The following is a 16,032-nucleotide window of genomic DNA, read 5'->3' on the forward strand; positions in this document are numbered from 1 at the left end:
TCGACCACCAACCCTGTAGATTAAATATAAGAATTCCAGCCGGAGGAGGATCGGGATGCTGTACAAGCGGGTGTACGAATCGTTGCGTCTGGCGATCACCAACGGCACCTACCCGGTCGGCGAGCGCCTGCCTTCCGAGGCCGAGCTGTCCAAGCAGTTCGACGTGAGCGCCATCACGGTCAAGCGGGCACTCGAGCTGCTGCGCAGCGAGGGGATGATCATGCGTCGTCCACGCATCGGCACGGTGGTGACGAGCGCGACCGCGACGACCGTCCCGGCCGCGGGGTCGGAGGTCTCGACCCGCCTGCTGGGCTGCGTCCTCACGAGCTTCGACGACACGTTCGGCAACAAGATCATCGAGGGGATCCTCGCCGCGGCGGGCGCCGACACCCACGTCATCTTCAAACGGTCAGGCGGCGACCTGGCCGAGGAGGACGCGTGCATCCGATCCCTCGTCGACGCCGGCGTCGAGGGGCTCGTGCTGCTCCCGAGCTCGTCGGAGTACATCCCGCCCGCCGCCCTCGAGCTCGTCGCGCGCCGGTTCCCGCTCGTCATCCTCGACCGCCTCTTCGACGGCATCCCCGTCTCGGCCGTCTGCTCCGACAACCTCGGCGGAGGACGCGCGGCGACCGAGCACCTGCTCGAGCTCGGGCACCGCACCGTCGGGTTCGTGGGGCCGTCGAGCCACGTGTCATCGAGCGACGACCGTCGCAACGGGTACATCCATGCCCACGCCATGAACCACCTGCCCCTGGAGAACCGTGCGGAGCTGCAGACGCTCGAGTCGACGGTGCCCGGCAGCACCGACACCGTCGAGGACGACATCGAGCGGCTCATCGCGTTCGTCGGCGAGCATCCCGACATCACCGGCTACGTCGCGGCCGAGTACAACATCGCGCTCATGCTGCGCGAGGCTTGCTCGCGGCTCGGGCTCAGCATCCCGCGCGACGTGTCGGTCGTCTGCTTCGACCATCCCGACGCGTTCTTCGACACGGGCCTGTTCCGCTTCACCCACATCCGGCAGGCGCAGACCGAGCTCGGCGGCCGTGGCATCGCGTCGTTGCAGCAGCAGATCGCCCACCCGCTCACGGTCGACAAGGTCGTGCTGCCCACCGAGCTCATGCCGGGCGCGTCGACGGCGCCACCTCGCAGCTGAGGAGGCGCCGTCGTGCGCGGAGCAGAACGAGGCGGCGCGGCCTAGGCGCCGACGACCGTACCGGCTGCCGCGGCGGAACCCGCGCCCACCGTCTCACCCGCGGACTCGGCGCTCTCCCGTCGCGCGCGCTGCTCGATCGCGAAGATCGCGCTGACAGCGGTGGAGTACGGGATCCACTCCCCCGCCGGCTCCGACCAGTCGTTGCCGGGACGCAGCCGACCGTCGACGACGCCGGTTCGCCAGAGCTCGTCGGTGCTCGCCCGCAGGAACGCCTCGAGCAGCGCCCGCTCGTCGGCGAAGCCCGGCTCATCGGCGAGGACCGCGAGCACCTCCCCCAGGTAGCGGTAGTAGACGCCCTTGAACAGGCCCTCGTCGCCGCCGTCGCCCTCGTCGCGGAACACCGAACCGTCGCTCAGCTCTCGGACGGCGGTGACGGCCGTCTGCACGGCACGCTCGAGGAACGCGCGGTCGCCCGTCAGCCGGAACAGCTCGACCGCCGCTCCCGCGTAGAGCCCCTGGTTGTAGGTGAAGCGCCACTGCGTGTCGACGGCGCCGTCATCGTTGCGATTGACACCGTCCTCGACGAACCCGTCGGGTCCGACGAGGTTCGCCGTCAGCCAGTCGAACGCCCGATGGGCGTAGTCGAGGTGGTCACCGGACGCGTCGAGCGCGCTCAGCCGCGCGCCGAGGATCACGAGCGGCCCGTTGGCGGGCGTGTTCTTGTAGGCCAGCTGCTGCTTCCGCCACGCGAGGCTCCACCCGAGGGTCTCGTTCCAGCCGTGCTCGACGACGTGGTCCCAGATCGCGCGGGCGTCGTCGAGGTGACGCTGATCGCCGGTCGCGGCGTGGAGCCGCTCGAGTGCGAGCGCGAACCAGAGCATGTCGTCGAAGTAGTCGTTGAACAGCGAGCCGCCGTTGCGTTCGACGATGTTGTCGCGGGCGGCGACGGCCGCTTCGAGCCAGCGGGCCTCCCCCGTCCGCAGCCACGCGTCGATGCGGGCGTCGACGACATGCGCCAGCCACCAGTAGTTGAACACCGCGGTGTCGCCGCGGTCGTGCGGGTGGCTGTTCGCGAGGAACTGGATGCCGGGGACGCCGAAGAAGTGGTCGAGGCTCTCCTGGGCGACATCCGCTCGGGACGACCAGACGATCGCTGCGGGACGGGTCATGCGTGCTCTTCTCTCTGGATGGGGAGGTCGGCGGCCTCGCGGGCCGAGACGGGGGTCGGTCGCGTCATCGGTTCTTCGCGAGGATCTGATCGCCCTGCTCCTGCGCGTCCTTGAGCGCCTGCTCGGCGGAGATCTCGCCGGACATGAACCGCTCGAGAGCGGGCACCAGCGCCTTGCCCTCGACGTCCGAGAAGCCCTGCACGTTCGGCCGGGCCCCGGCGTAGTTCATGGTCTCGATGAAGGCCGCGTAGTGCTCGTCGTCGGTGAAGTAGGGGTCGTTCGCGGCCTCGATGTTCGCGGGGATCCAGCCGGAGATCTCGCCGAAAGCGACGCCGTTCTCCGCCTCGGTCGTCCACCACTTCATGAACTCCCAGGCACCCTCCGCGTTCTTGGCGCCCTCGGGGATGACGAGCCCGAAGCCGCCCATGTACGCGCCGGAGTCGCCGTCGGGACCGGCGGGCGGCTGCGCGACGCCGTAGGTCAGACCGTCGACCTTGTCGAGCGTCGAGAGCGCCCAGGGGCCGTCGAGCTTCATCGCGGTGCGCCCCTCGGCGAACGCGTCGCCCGTGTCACCGAAGCCCTGCGAGTACACGCCGTCATCAAGCAGGCTCTGCCAGAACTCGAGCACCTCGAGGCCCTCCGGGCTGTTGAAGGCGGTCTTCGTCTCGTCGTCGTTGAGCAGCTCACCCCCCGCCTGCGCGAGGTACATGCTGAACAGGCCGGGGTCGCTCAGGTCGAAGCCCGACTGCACGAGCTTGCTGCCGTCGCGCTTGGTCAGCGCCTGGGCGGCCGCCTGGAGCTCGTCCCAGTTCGTCGGCGCCGCGACGCCGGCTTCGTCGAGCAGCGCCCGGTTGTAGACGAGCGAACGGTTGTCGACGAGCAGGGGAAGGCCGTAGAGCTTGTCGTCGACCTCCATCTCGCCGAGAGCCGGCTCGTAGAAGACGCTGGTGTCGACGGAATCCTCGGCGATGAAGTCGTCGATCGGAGCGAGCGCTCCCTTCGGGGCGTAGAGCGAGGTCTGATAGCGGTCCCACAGCACGATGTCCGGCACCTGGCCCCCGGCGAGGGCCGTGAGGAGCTTCTCCTCGACGAGCTCCTGCGGCACGTAACTGACCTCGTAGTCGTCCTGCGCCTCGTTGAAGCGGGCGGCCTGAGCCTCGAGCTGGGCGACCTGATCGCCCGACCACGAGCCCCACATGACGACGGGCTCGGGTCCGTCGCCGCCGTTGCCGGCATCGGAGCCGCCGCAGCCGGCGAGGGTGACGGTCAGGGTCGCGACGCCCAGCAGGGCGAGCGAGCGCACGGTGTTCTTCATCGGAATCTCCTGTGATCGGATGGTGTGGTTGCGGGTGGGAGTGTCGTCTACTTGGTGCCGACGTGCGCGACGCCCTCGATGATGTATCGCTGGGCGAAGAGGAACACGAGCAGCACGGGGAGGCTCGCGACCACGGTCCCGGCCATGAGCGGGCCGAATGCCGTCTCGTAGTTGTTGACGAACGACGCGAGCCCGACCTGGACCGTCATCATGTCCTGGCTGTTCAGGACGATGAGCGGCCACAGGAAGTTGTTCCATCCGGCCTGGAAGCTGATGATGCCGAGCACGGCGAGCCCGGCCTTCGCGAGCGGGAAGTAGATGAGCGCGAAGATGCGGAACTCGCCGGCGCCGTCGATGCGCGCCGCCTCGCCGAGCTCGTCGGGCAGAGTCTCGAAGAACTGCTTCATAAAGAAGACCGCGAATGCACCGGCGGCGCCCGGGATGATGACGGCCCAGTAGGTGTTGATCAGGCCGAGGCCGCCCTGCCCCAGAATGTCGTTGCCGCCCGCGAACGGGATCGACCGCAGGATCAGGAACGACGGGATCATCGTGATGATGCCGGGGATCATGAGCGACGACAGGAAGACCGCGAACACCGCCGTGCGGCCGCGGAACCGCAGCTTGGCGAGGGCGTAGCCGCCCAGCGCGCCGAAGAAGATGTTCGTCGCCGCGCCGCCGATGCCGAGCACGAGCGAGTTCACGAAGTACCGCCCGAACGGCACCTCGTCGAACACCCGGACGTAGTTCTCGATCGTGGGGTTATCGGGGATGAGCGACAGGGCGCCGGAGAGGATCTCGGTGGCCGGCTTGATCGACGTCGAGATCGTCCAGACGAGCGGCGCGACCGTGACGATGCTGACGAGGATCACTCCGACGTACCAGGCGATCGTTCCCGCGCGCTGCCGCGGCGTCCGCGGACGGGCGGTCGGAGCCGCCGCGACCGGCGTCCGGGCCGCGAGGGCGGTCTGGACGGCGCTGCCGCCGTCCACGGAGCCGTTGAGCGTGTTCGTCATCGGACGCCTCCGCGATTCGTGAGTCGTGCGTTCACGAGCGAGAACACGAGGATGATGAGGAAGAGGATGAACGACAGCGCCGAGGCATAGCCCATCTCGAGGGCTCCGAACCCCTTGTTGTAGATGTAATAGACCATCGTCACGGTGGAGTTGCCCGGCCCGCCCTTGGTGAGGACATAGGCCTGGTCGAAGACCTGGAACGCGCCGATGATCAGCAGCGTCGATACGAGGAACGTCGTGCGCGTGAGAGACGGCAGAGTGACGTACCGGAACTGCTGCCAGGCGTTCGCGCCGTCGAGACGAGCGGCCTCGTAGAGCTCGCCGGGAACGCCCTGCAGTCCGCCGAGGAAGATGATCATGTTGGCGCCGAAGCCGGCCCAGACGCTCATCATGACGATCGCGATCATCGCCCACTGCGATTCGTACAGCCACGCGGGGCCGTCGATGCCGAACCAGCTCAGCACGACGTTGAGCAGGCCGTTCTGCGGGTTCAGCATCCAGAACCAGATCGTCGCCGTCGCCACCGTCGAAGCCACGACGGGGATGTAGAAGAGCGTGCGGAAGATACGGACGGCCCGTTGCCGACGATTGAGGAGCAGCGCCGTGCCGAGCGCGACGACGAGTCCGGCCGGGACGTAGAGCACCGTGTAGTAGGCGGTGTTGCGCAGCGCACTCCAGAAGAACGGGTCGACGGCGATCTCGGCGTAGTTCTGCAGCCCGAGCCAGTCGAAGTCTCCGACGATGGCGTAGTCCGTCAGGCTCAGCACGAGCGCGATCGCGATCGGTAGCGCCATGAAGACGAGGAACAGCACGCCCGGCACCAGCAGGAACAGCCAGGCACTCCGGGTCATCTGCCGGGCCGAGGGGTTCCCCGGCCGATGCGTCCGCTGCGCACGCGGCGTCTGCTCGGCCGAGCCCGGACGCACCACGGTCGACGCGCTCATGACGGCCGCGCCTCGGTGACCGCGTCGCGGACGAGCACGCGGAGGCCCGCGAGGTCGAGCACGAACTCGCAGAACATGGCGTTCGCCCACGAGAACCATTCGCGCGTGAACGTCTCGGGGTCGGTCGCGAGGAACGACTCGTGCATGAGCCCGGTGCCGGCGTCGGTGTCGAGGAGCAGACGCAGGATGCGGCGCCGCTCGTCCTCGTCCGAGGTCGTGAGACCCTCGATGCACAGGCCGATGGGCCAGATGTGACCGGCAGGGGTGTGAGGGCTGCCGAGGCCGCGCACGTCGCCGCCGTCCGGCAGAACGCCACGGACGAAGGTCGGGTTCGCGTCGCTGAGGATGAAGCGTCGGGTCGCGAGGTACCGGTCGTCGTCCGTTCCGCACCACCCGATGAGCGGCAGGGAGAGCAGACTCGGCACGTTGGCGTCGTCGAGGAGCAGGACACCGCCGCGACCGTCGACCTCGTAGGCGTACAGCTCGCCGTGATCGGAGTCGACGACGAGACCGTGCTCGGCGACCCCGCGCTCGATATCGTCCCTCAGGTCGCGCGCGGTGCGGGCGAGCTCGGGATCGCCGAGCACGGTCTCGGCGATGTCGGCGATGTGGCCGAGCTCGACGGCGGCGAACATGTTGCCGGGCACGTTGTAGCCGTATGCGCACGCGTCGTCGCTCGGGCGGAAGGCCGACCACGTCATGCCGGTCGGCGCGGTCTCGGGACCACGGCCGTCGCGAACGAGCGTGTCGCTCGGGGGGCAGTCGAAGCGCTGGAACCGGTAGGGCGAGGACGCCTCGTGATCCTGCTCGACGCGCCACAGCGCGATGATCCGACGTGCGGCCTCGCCGAAGTCGGGCCCGAGGTGATCCGTCCGACCGGTCACCGTCCACAGGTCATGGGCGAGCTGGATCGGGTAGCAGAGCGAGTCGACCTCGTACTTGCGCTCCCAGACCCACGGTGAGCCGTCGGTGAGGTCGTCCTGGTGGCCCTTGCCGTCGGGAGCGGCGTTGAAGGCGTTGGCGTAAGCGTCGATGAGGACGAAGGCGACCTGTCTCCGCGAGACGGCGGCGATCATGTCGGAGATCGCCTGATCCTCGGCGGCGAAATGCAGGTAGGGCGCGAGCTGCGCTGTGGAGTCGCGCAGCCACATGGCGGGGATGTCGCCGGTGAGCATGAAGAGCGTCCCGTCGGGCATCGCCGTGAGCGTCGTGCCGAGGGTGTTCTCGAAGCAGCGCTCGAAGATGTCGGCGACCTCGTCGTCGAGACGTTCCCGCACACGATCGGAGACGGAACGGATGAAGGCCGAATGCACGTGAGCCACGTTGCTCCTCGGGTGGTGTCGGACCCGCCCAGCGGTGGACGGTAGGCCCGAGTATAGGACGGATCTAGCAATCCGTCTATTAAAACGTATAAATATGTGCAACGCTGTGTCTCGCGTAGCCCAAGACGCTGAAGCCACTGAAAGGCGGCGTCGACCGGTCGGCAATCAATATGTTTTTTCACTGAGGAGAGAACGATGAAGAGATCCCTGCCCATCCTCGGGGCTACGCTGCTCGCGGCGGCCCTCCTGGTCCCGCAACCGGCGCACGCGCTGACCGCGGCCGAGCCCGAGACGGCCTTCGACGACTTCGTCGACGTCTTCTGGGACGACTCTGCGAACTACTTCTTCACGTACAGCGACCATCAGATCCACCCCGAACACGCGCACGGCCCTCAGGGCGGCCTCTACACGGACTACTGGTGGGAGGCGCAGCTGTGGGAGACGGTCATGGATGTCTACGAGCGCACCGGCAGCACCGACGCCCGCCAGATGATCGATGACATCTACGACGGCTTTCAGACGCAGTATCCCGACTTCCGCGACAACGACTGGAACGACGACATCGGATGGTGGGCCCGCGGCGCCATCCGCGCGTACGAGCTCACCGGCGACGTCGAGTACCGCGACGACGCGATCGAGATGTTCGATTTCATCGCCCAGTACGCCGACACGACCTACGGCGGCGGCATCTGGTGGAAGAACGTCGACATCGGCGACGGCGAGCGCAACGAGAAGAACGTCGCCACGAACGCGACGGCCGTCTACACGGCGATGCGCATCTATGCCGCGACGGGCGACGTCTCGTACCGCGACCAGGCGCGGAGCATCTTCTCCTGGCTCGACGCGAACTTCTACGTCGGCGGCAAACTGCGCGACCACATCGAGGGCACCGGCCAGTTCGTCGACTGGGACTGGACCTACAACCAGGGCAACTACGCCGGCGCCGCCCTCGAGATGTATCTCGACTCGGGCGATCCCGCTGAGCTTTCGCGCGCGGTTGCGGCGGTCGACTGGGCCGTGGCGAACCTGACCTCATCGGGCACCTTCCTCTTCGAGGGCGTCGACGACACGGGCGGGTTCAAGGCCATCCTCACGCGCAACATCCGCGCGCTCATCGACGAGGCCGGGCAGACGCAGTACGAGCAGCTGCTCACCGACAACGCGACCCAGGCGGCCAACCACCTCAACTCCGCAGGCATCGGGGCATACGACTGGACCGCCCCGGCACCCGAGCTCGGCACGACCGCCATTCAGAGTCTCGCCGCAGCGGCCAGCGTTGCCGTCATGAGCCAGGCGACGCCCGACGGCTACACGGGGCCGGTCGAGGGAACCCGCGTCTACGAGGCCGAGAACACCGAGCGCTCGGGAGTGATGTCCGAGAGCGGGCAGTCGGGATACAGCGGGCGCGGATACATCGGCGGTTGGATCGGCGACGGCACCGGGGCGACCTTCCACGTCAACGTCGCGTCCGCCGGCACCTACGAGCTGCAGTTCCACTACGCCGCCGCGGCTGGTGTCGCCTCACGGGCGCTGACCGTCAACGGTGCGACGACCCCGCTGTCGTTCCCCGCGACGTCCGGCTGGGGTGACTGGCAGACGCGTACGGTGACCGTTTCGCTCGATGAGGGGTACAACCGCGTGGACCTGCGCGTCGACAGCGCGGCGGGCGGCGCGAACTATGTCAACCTCGATCGGATGACAGTCGCGGATTGACCAGCGGCCGGCGACTCGGGTCATCACGTCCCGGGTCGCCGGCATCGACGGCGGGGCTGGACAACGAGGCGAAACGAGTCACTCACTCCACGCGCGAGACTGGAGCCATGGCAGGTTTCCATCACGTCGAGCTCTGGGTCAGCGACATCGAGAGCGCACGCTCCGACTGGGGCTGGCTGCTTCGGCGGGTCGGCTTCGACCTCGAGAGCACGTGGGCGCAGGGCGAGTCGTGGGCGGCGGGCGGGGACTACCTGACGCTCACCACGTCACCGAACACGGTCGGCGCCGAGCACGACCGTCGGCGCCCGGGGCTGAACCACCTGGCGTTCCACGGCGGCTCCCCCGCCGAGGTCGATGCGATCATGGCCGACGCCCCGTCCGCGGGCTGGGTGCCGCTGTATCAGGAGCGGTACCCGCACGCCGGCGGCCCGCAGCACTACGCCGGCTGGCTCGAGAATGCGGCGGGCTTCAAGGTCGAGGTCGTCGCGACGGGGACCAGCTTCGTCGCGGAGATGAACCAGCACGCAGGCATCTCCTCGTCGCTGTGACCACGTCAGCCTGATCGGGACTGTCCGGCGAGCACTGCCCGAGGGATGCCGCCGTGTCAAGCCACTGGGGAAGCGGTTCTCCCGGCTCCTAACTTCGGCCTCACAGGACGGCATCCACCAGGTCCTGCGGGTATGACGGCATCCGGAGGACGACATAAGCATCACCGCTCGCGCGCGACCGACGGCGGTCCGCGCCACACGGCCGAGCCGCATCCGGCAGAAGTACAACAAGCGCGAGGCGCTGGCGGGCTACCTCTTCCTGACGCCGTGGATCATCGGCTTCCTGGTCTTCACCGTCGGGGCGATGGTCTACAGCCTGTACATCTCGTTCAGCAGCTACAACCTCGCGACGAACTCCTCGCGGCCCATCGGCTTCGACAACTACGCCCGGCTCTTCGACGACCCCCGCGTGGCGGTGTCCCTGGGCAACACGCTGTTCTACGCAGTCATGGCCGTGCCGCTGGAGATCATGTTCGCCCTCGTGCTCGCGCTGCTGCTGAACCGGATGGGTCGCGGCGCGGGCGTCTTCCGCACGCTCTACTATCTGCCGAAGATGACCCCGGCGGTCGCGACGGCGGCGGTGTTCTTCCTTCTGCTCAACGGCAACTCCGGCGCGATCAACCAGGGGCTCGCGGCCATCGGCATCCAGGGTCCGCAGTGGCTCGTCGACCCGGCCTGGGTGAAGCCCAGCATCGTGATCATGGCGCTGTGGACCGTCAGCGGCACGATGGTCATCTTCCTCGCCGCGCTGAAGAACGTTCCCGTCGAGCTGTACGAGGTGGCATCCCTCGACGGCGCCGGGCCGGTGCGGAAGTTCTTCTCGATCACGCTGCCGATGATCTCGGGCGCGATGTTCTTCAACGTCATCGTGCTGTCGATCGCAGCCTTCCAGGTCTTCGACCAGGCCTATCTGCTGTTCTGGCGGGATCAGAGCAACGCATCACCCGAGGCGTCGCTGTTCTATGCGATCTATCTCTTCCAGCAGGCGTTCCGGCAGTTCAACTTCGGGTTCGCCGCCGCGATGGCCTGGCTGCTGTTCGTCATCATCATGGCCGTCACGGTCATCCAGGTGAAGTTCGGCAACCGCTTCGTCTACTACGAGGGCGACCGCTGATGGCGACGAGGTTCCGCACCCCGAAGACCGTCGCCGGCCGCGTCACGCTCGCCGCGATCTCGACGGGCTTCGCCCTGCTGTTCCTGTACCCGTTCGCCTGGCTGCTCGCGGCGAGCTTCAAGCCCCGCGGCGAGGTGTTCGACAACCGCCTCATCCCGCAGACCTTCGTGCCCGAGAACTACGCCGAGGTGTGGAACCAGCTCCCGCTGCTCAGCTGGATGTTCAACAGCGTCGCGATCGCGCTGCTGGCGGCGACGGCGGTGTCGATCTCGAGCTCGATCGTCGCGTTCGGGTTCGCCTACTTCTCGTTCCCCGGTCGCAAGCTCCTGTTCGGACTGGTGCTCGCGACGATGATGCTGCCCGGCGCCGTGACGATGATCCCCGTCTACCTGATCTGGAAGGAGACCGGCCTGCTCGGAACGTGGGTCCCGCTGTGGGGCGCCAACCTCTTCGGGTCGGCGTTCTACATCTTCCTGCAGCGCCAGTTCTTCCTCGGCCTGCCGCGCGAGCTCTTCGAGGCGGCGCGCATCGACGGCGCGAGCTACTGGGGACTCTTCTGGCGTATCGCGATGCCGCTGTCGGTGCCCTCGTTCGTGATCGTGTTCCTGTTCGAGTTCCAGGCGAGCTGGAACAACCTGCAGTCCGCGCTCATCTACCTCAACGCCGGGTCGGTCGACGAGTTCACCGCACCTCTCGGCATCGCCTTCGCGATGACCAAGTACAGCCCCACGGCCGGCGGCCAGGGCGACTACCAGTACGTGATGGTGGCATCGCTCATCGTCACGCTGCCCATGCTCATCCTCTTCGCCTTCGGACAGCGCTACTTCATCGAAGGCGTCGCGACCCAGGGCCGCAAGGGATGACCCGCGTGCTCGCGCGGAACCACGACAGGAGGAATCACATGCGCAATCGACTGATCGGGACGACCGCGGTGGCCGCGGCATCCGTCATCGTGCTGGCGGGATGCAGCAACGACGCCGGCACCGCGGAAGACGTCGACTTCTCGGCGACGCCCACCGGAACCCTCGCGGCGTGGGGCTTCGAGAACGCCGACGACGTCGGCACCGCGCGACTCGACTACGCGGCGGAGCAGCTGTCGGATGTCGACGTGCAACTGGATGCCACGGCCTTCGACTCGCAGAAGTTCACGACCCGCATCGCGAGCGGCGACGTGCCCGACGTCGTGCAGATGGACCGCCGCTACGTCACGCAGTACGCGGCACAGGGCCTCATCCTGCCGCTCGACAGCTGTTTCGACGCACAGGACGTCGACGCGGACGACCGGTGGTACGAGTCGGTCGTCGACGATGTGCGCTACGAGGATCAGGTGTGGGGAGCGCCGCAGTTCTACCAGCCGCCGGCCATCATCCTGAACAAGCGGGTGATGGATGCCGCGGGCGTGACGGCCGACGAGATCGACACCTCGCAGCCCGACGTCCTGCTGGCCGCCATCGAGAAGATGTATCAGGAGTCCGGCGGTGTTCCGACGCGCCTGGGCTTCGATCCCGTCTCGACCGGTCAGTCCGCGCTGTGGATCCTCGGGGCGGGCGGGCAGCTCACCGATGACGACGGCATGCCGACCCTCGACGACCCGAGCAACCTCGCCGGCATGGAGCTGCTGCAGCGCATCAACGACGCGCAGGGCGGCTTCGCGCAGGTGAAGAGCTTCACCGACGCCTTCGACACGTTCGGCGACGCCAATCAGTACGTCACCGACCAGGTCGGCGCACAGGTCAACGCGCAGTGGTACCCGAACGTGCTCTCGCCCTACCTCGAGCAGATCGACATCGAGGCGGTGCCGTTCCGCGACAGCGACGGCGAGCCGTTCTCGGTCTCCGGCGGCCAGGCCTTCGTCATCCCGGCCGGAGCGAAGAACCCCGCGGCGGCCTGCGCGTGGGTCTCGGCTCTGACCAGCGACGAGGCGTGGAACGCGGCGGGCGAAGCGCGCGCCGAGACGCGCGCCGCTGACGGCGGTGCCAACACCGGCCTGTTCACGGGATCGCCGCAGCCCGACCAGGCGATCCGCGAGAAGTGGGTCACTCCGTCGGGCGACGAGGGATTCGACCAGGTCGTCGCCACCTACTACGACGTGGTCGACTACGGCACGTCGTTCGGTTCCTCCCCCGCCGGACAGGACATCCAGAACGAGCTGAACAACGCCGTGACGGCGGCACTTCTCGGCGACAAGACCGCCGAGGAAGCGCTCGTGGACGCACAGGATGCCGCGATGCGGGCCTACGAGAACGCCACCGCGACCCGCTGAGGGCGGGGTACCCCGTCGCACCAGCCGATAATGGGCGGATGGAGCCGTGGGAGATGCACGCCTGGTACGCCGAGTACCTCGACGCCTGCAATCGTCATGACCTCGACGCCATCCGCTCGTTCATCGACCCGAACGTGCGGCGAGCCCACCTGCCCGGCGGAGCCGACGCGTGGATGGCCGACGCCGTCGAGGTGCTCGACGCCTTTCCCGACTGGCAGGTGCGCCGCATCCAGCTCGTCGTCGAGGATGACCGCATCGCGGCGCACGTGCGCGCGAGCGGCACGCACACCGGCCCGTTCCGCGGCATCCGGCCCACCCGCCGACACGTCAACGTGGCGGAGTTCGGGTTCCTGCGGGTGGCGGGAGGCCGCATCGTCGAGTTCGCCGGCACCACCGACCACGCCGCGCTGCTGGCCCAGCTGCGCGCCTGACCCGAGAGGAATCACATGACCGACATCGCCTGGTCCACCGGATCGTGGACCAACGAGCCCGCGGCGACCGCGCTCGACGGCCACGACCTGCTCGTCACGGCGCGCGAGGGAAGCGACGCGTGGCGCGTGACGTCGTACGGGTTCGTGCACGACGACGAGCACGCGCTGCTCGCGCCGATGGCACCCGACACCGCGGTCGAGGTGGCGTTCGTGCTCGACTTCTCGGCGCAGTTCGATCAGGCGGGTGTCTTCCTGCGCGTCGACGACGAGACCTGGATCAAGGCCGGCATCGAGCACAGCGACGGCGCCGACAGCCTGGGCGCGGTGGTGACGCGCGGGATGTCGGACTGGTCGCTCTCCCCCGTCGCCGACTGGGCTGGACGCGTCGTCACGGTTCGCGCGAGCCGGTCGGGCGACGCCGTCACGATCCGCGCCCGCGTCGACGACGAGGACTGGCGGCTCGTCCGGGTGGCCCCCCTCGACCCGGAGGCGGAGGTGGCGACCGGGCCGTTCTGCTGCGCGCCCACGCGCGCCGGGCTCACGGTTCGTTTCGTGTCGTGGCGGAGCGTGCCGGCCGACGCGTCGCTGCATCCCGACCACTGATTCGCCGGCGCAGCAACCGATCGATCCCGACAGCGGCCCACGTCGCGACGAGCCCGCCGACGATCACGATGCCCTGCATCGCCAGCGCGTAGCCGCCGCTCGTGACGTTGGCCTCGACCAGTCGGGGGCCGACGATCGGCGGGACGAGCGCGACGATCACGACGACCCACGACAGCGGATGCCGGCCGCGCGCGACCACCCAGCCGCCCACCCCGGCCAGCAACGCGATGAAGCCCTGATTGAGCACGACCTCCCACAGGGGGTCGAGGTGGGCGAGATGACCGGCTCCGCGCAGCAGCCCGAACGTCGCCCAGAGGAACAGCGCGACGCACGCGAGGGTCACACCTCCCACGCGGCGCATCGGCGACGTCGGGAGCACGGCGAACGCGGCGACGAGGGTCGCCACGACGAGCACGAACTGGAGCGTGTCGACGTACGGCATGTCGTTCGTGATGGTGCCGGCGTACATCTGCGCCTGCACGATCGCGGAGAAGTCGGACGCGACGGCGAGATAGGTGCCGAACATCGCCGCGACGATCGCCGCACCGTATCGGGCTCCCCGATCGAAACGCAGGCCGTCCTCCATGGTGTGAGGGTAGCCTGATCGCCGAGCGCCCAGGGAGGGAGGGGACCCGTGACCGACGCCGATCGCGACGAGACGGACGCCTCCTGGGCCAGCCGACGCCCGTCGCGCCGCGACTTCCTGCGCCGCGCGGGCCTCGGAGCCGCAGGCCTCGCGGTCGGAGGCTCGGCCGGCGCGGCCGTGACGGCGGCGATGACCGCGCATCCGCCCGAGTTCGCGCCCCTCGCGGCGCGGAGCGTCGCCGGGTTCGACCACGTCGTGGTGCTCATGTTCGAGAACCGCAGCTTCGACAACCTGCTCGGCCACCTCTACACGGCCGACGAGAAGAGCGCGGCCGACTTCGACGGCATCCTGCAGGGCGACTACGCCAACACCGCCCCCGACGGAACCGTCGTGCCCGCGCACGTCTACACGGGCGCGACCGACCACATCATGCAGCAGCCGCAGCCCGACCCCGGCGAGACCTACCCGCACGTCAATACGCAGCTGTTCGGGACGATCGACCCGCCCGCCAACGCCGACATCGCCCGCAACGGGCTGCAGCCGCCCTACAACGCTCCCGCCGCGGGGAGCGCGCCCCGCAACGACGGGTTCGTGCACGACTACGTCGTCAACTACCGCCTCGCGAAGAAGCGCGAGCCGACCGCCGACGAGTACGCCACGGCGATGGGCGGCTTCTCGCCCGAGATGCTGCCGGTGATCTCGACCCTCGCCCGTGAGTTCGGCGTCTACGACCGCTGGTTCGCCGGCGTGCCGTCCCAGACCTTCTGCAACCGCAGCTTCTTCCACGCCTCGACCTCGCACGGCTACGTCGTCAACCACACCGGCGACAACTACGACAAGTGGATCGACGCACCCGCAGCACCCACGATCTTCAACCGCCTCGAAGACGCCGGCCTGTCGTGGCGCGTCTACTACGACGCGACGCAGCTCGTCTCGCTCACCGGCATGCTCCACGCGCCCGTGCTCGAGCGGTACTGGAAGACGAACTTCCGCGTCATGGAGCAGTTCTACGAGGATGCCGCGAACGGCGAGCTGCCCGATTACGCGTTCATCGAGCCGCGCATGGTCTTCAATCACAACGACATGCATCCGCCCTGGGGCGCGACTCGCGAGGGCGAGCTCGAGCTGCCCGACGGCAGTCGCATCCGCATCACCAACAGCGCTGACAGCGACGTCCGCGCCGGCGACAAACTCGCGCAGGACGTGTACGACGCGATCCGCACGAGTGCGTCGACCTCCGGCTCGAACGCCATGAACACGGCGCTCGTCATCACCTTCGACGAGCACGGCGGCACCTTCGACCACGTCGCGCCGCCGGCCGCGCCGCCGCCGGATGCGAGCGGACCCGGCGAGATGGGCTTCACGTTCGACCGCCTCGGTCTGCGGGTGCCGGCGATCGTCGTGAGCGCGTACACCGCCGCCGGGACGGTCATCCACGACGAGATGCATCACGGATCGGTGATCAACACGCTCTGCCGGCTGCACGGGCTGCGGCCGCTCAACGTCCGCGACGAGACCGCGAACCCGATCTTCAACGCCGTCAACCTCACGACGCCGCGCCAGCCCTACACCTGGCCGCAGCCGCAGTCGCTGTACGTACCGCCCAATCCCGAGAAGGGCGCGACCAAGGCCCCCGACGAGAAGCACCACAAGCGTCCGCTCACCCCGCCCGCTCGCGGACTGCTCGGGCTCCTGACGTCGCGCTTCGACCCCGGCAGCACGCTGCCCGCGACCTACGGCGAGGCGTACGACGCCCTCGTCGAGCACGGCACCGGTCTCTTCGGCGCATACAACGCGCCCTCCTGAGCGTCGACTCGCCAGAAGGCGCGGGTACCGGACCGCCCGCATCCGCATT

General features: G+C 68.4%; 15 protein-coding genes. 9 read left to right on the forward strand and 6 right to left on the reverse strand.

Annotation, left to right across the window (positions count from 1 at the left end; genetic code table 11):
* The first annotated feature begins 55 nt into the window (after positions 1-55).
* On the forward strand, positions 56-1,156 hold the full coding sequence (locus CBF90_RS01010; RefSeq protein ID WP_064955221.1) for a GntR family transcriptional regulator: 1,101 nt from the start codon (positions 56-58) through the stop codon (positions 1,154-1,156).
* A gap of 41 nt (positions 1,157-1,197) precedes the next feature.
* On the opposite strand, the gene CBF90_RS01015 is transcribed toward CBF90_RS01010, so the two are convergent.
* The 5 genes from CBF90_RS01015 to CBF90_RS01035 form a co-directional block, all read right to left on the reverse strand.
* Positions 1,198-2,325, reverse strand: a complete 1,128-nt coding sequence (locus CBF90_RS01015; protein WP_088379692.1) for a glycoside hydrolase family 76 protein — start codon at positions 2,323-2,325, stop codon at positions 1,198-1,200.
* Between the two features lie 64 nt (positions 2,326-2,389).
* Positions 2,390-3,640, reverse strand: coding sequence for an ABC transporter substrate-binding protein (locus CBF90_RS01020; protein WP_064955223.1), 1,251 nt, complete (start codon positions 3,638-3,640; stop codon positions 2,390-2,392).
* A 47-nt stretch (positions 3,641-3,687) separates the two neighbouring features.
* Entirely contained in the window at positions 3,688-4,653 is a 966-nt protein-coding gene (locus tag CBF90_RS01025) for a carbohydrate ABC transporter permease (protein ID WP_023953236.1), read from the reverse strand.
* The gene (locus tag CBF90_RS01030; RefSeq protein WP_088379693.1) at positions 4,650-5,597 is read right to left on the reverse strand and encodes a carbohydrate ABC transporter permease; all 948 of its coding nucleotides are present in this window, start codon (positions 5,595-5,597) and stop codon (positions 4,650-4,652) included. The genes CBF90_RS01025 and CBF90_RS01030 overlap by 4 nt, the downstream gene beginning before the upstream one ends.
* Complete coding sequence (locus CBF90_RS01035) at positions 5,594-6,919, reverse strand: glycoside hydrolase family 125 protein (protein WP_197690547.1); 1,326 nt, start codon at positions 6,917-6,919, stop codon at positions 5,594-5,596. Before CBF90_RS01035 ends, CBF90_RS01030 begins: the two co-directional genes overlap by 4 nt.
* A gap of 195 nt (positions 6,920-7,114) precedes the next feature.
* On the opposite strand from CBF90_RS01035, the gene CBF90_RS01040 reads away from it, so the two are divergent.
* From CBF90_RS01040 to CBF90_RS01070, 7 genes are all read left to right on the forward strand, one after another.
* Positions 7,115-8,632, forward strand: a complete 1,518-nt coding sequence (locus CBF90_RS01040) for a glycoside hydrolase family 76 protein (RefSeq protein ID WP_088379694.1) — start codon at positions 7,115-7,117, stop codon at positions 8,630-8,632.
* 107 nt (positions 8,633-8,739) lie between these two features.
* Positions 8,740-9,180 carry a VOC family protein gene (locus CBF90_RS01045; RefSeq protein ID WP_088379695.1) on the forward strand — a complete coding sequence of 147 codons (441 nt, stop codon included), beginning with the start codon at positions 8,740-8,742 and terminating at the stop codon, positions 9,178-9,180.
* A gap of 304 nt (positions 9,181-9,484) precedes the next feature.
* The gene (locus CBF90_RS01050; RefSeq protein WP_023953241.1) at positions 9,485-10,294 is read left to right on the forward strand and encodes a carbohydrate ABC transporter permease; all 810 of its coding nucleotides are present in this window, start codon (positions 9,485-9,487) and stop codon (positions 10,292-10,294) included.
* Positions 10,294-11,157, forward strand: a complete 864-nt coding sequence (locus CBF90_RS01055) for a carbohydrate ABC transporter permease (RefSeq protein ID WP_088379696.1) — start codon at positions 10,294-10,296, stop codon at positions 11,155-11,157. Before CBF90_RS01050 ends, CBF90_RS01055 begins: the two co-directional genes overlap by 1 nt.
* A 38-nt stretch (positions 11,158-11,195) precedes the next feature.
* Positions 11,196-12,557, forward strand: a complete 1,362-nt coding sequence (locus tag CBF90_RS01060) for an ABC transporter substrate-binding protein (RefSeq protein WP_088379697.1) — start codon at positions 11,196-11,198, stop codon at positions 12,555-12,557.
* A gap of 38 nt (positions 12,558-12,595) precedes the next feature.
* The gene (locus CBF90_RS01065) at positions 12,596-12,988 is read left to right on the forward strand and encodes an ester cyclase (RefSeq protein WP_023953247.1); all 393 of its coding nucleotides are present in this window, start codon (positions 12,596-12,598) and stop codon (positions 12,986-12,988) included.
* A gap of 15 nt (positions 12,989-13,003) precedes the next feature.
* Positions 13,004-13,591: a DUF1349 domain-containing protein gene (locus tag CBF90_RS01070; RefSeq protein WP_088379698.1), complete on the forward strand. Its 588-nt coding sequence runs from the start codon at positions 13,004-13,006 to the stop codon at positions 13,589-13,591.
* On the opposite strand, the gene CBF90_RS01075 is transcribed toward CBF90_RS01070, so the two are convergent.
* Positions 13,527-14,177 (reverse strand): hypothetical protein, encoded by a 651-nt coding sequence (locus CBF90_RS01075; protein ID WP_064955228.1) that lies wholly within the window; start codon positions 14,175-14,177, stop codon positions 13,527-13,529. The genes CBF90_RS01070 and CBF90_RS01075 overlap by 65 nt on opposite strands.
* A gap of 48 nt (positions 14,178-14,225) precedes the next feature.
* Between CBF90_RS01075 and CBF90_RS01080 the strand changes: the two genes are divergently transcribed.
* On the forward strand, positions 14,226-15,983 hold the full coding sequence (locus tag CBF90_RS01080) for an alkaline phosphatase family protein (protein WP_242435553.1): 1,758 nt from the start codon (positions 14,226-14,228) through the stop codon (positions 15,981-15,983).
* Positions 15,984-16,032: the final 49 nt, after the last annotated feature.

This window comes from Microbacterium sp. AISO3, from assembly GCF_002204305.1.
GTDB lineage: Bacteria > Actinomycetota > Actinomycetes > Actinomycetales > Microbacteriaceae > Microbacterium > Microbacterium arborescens.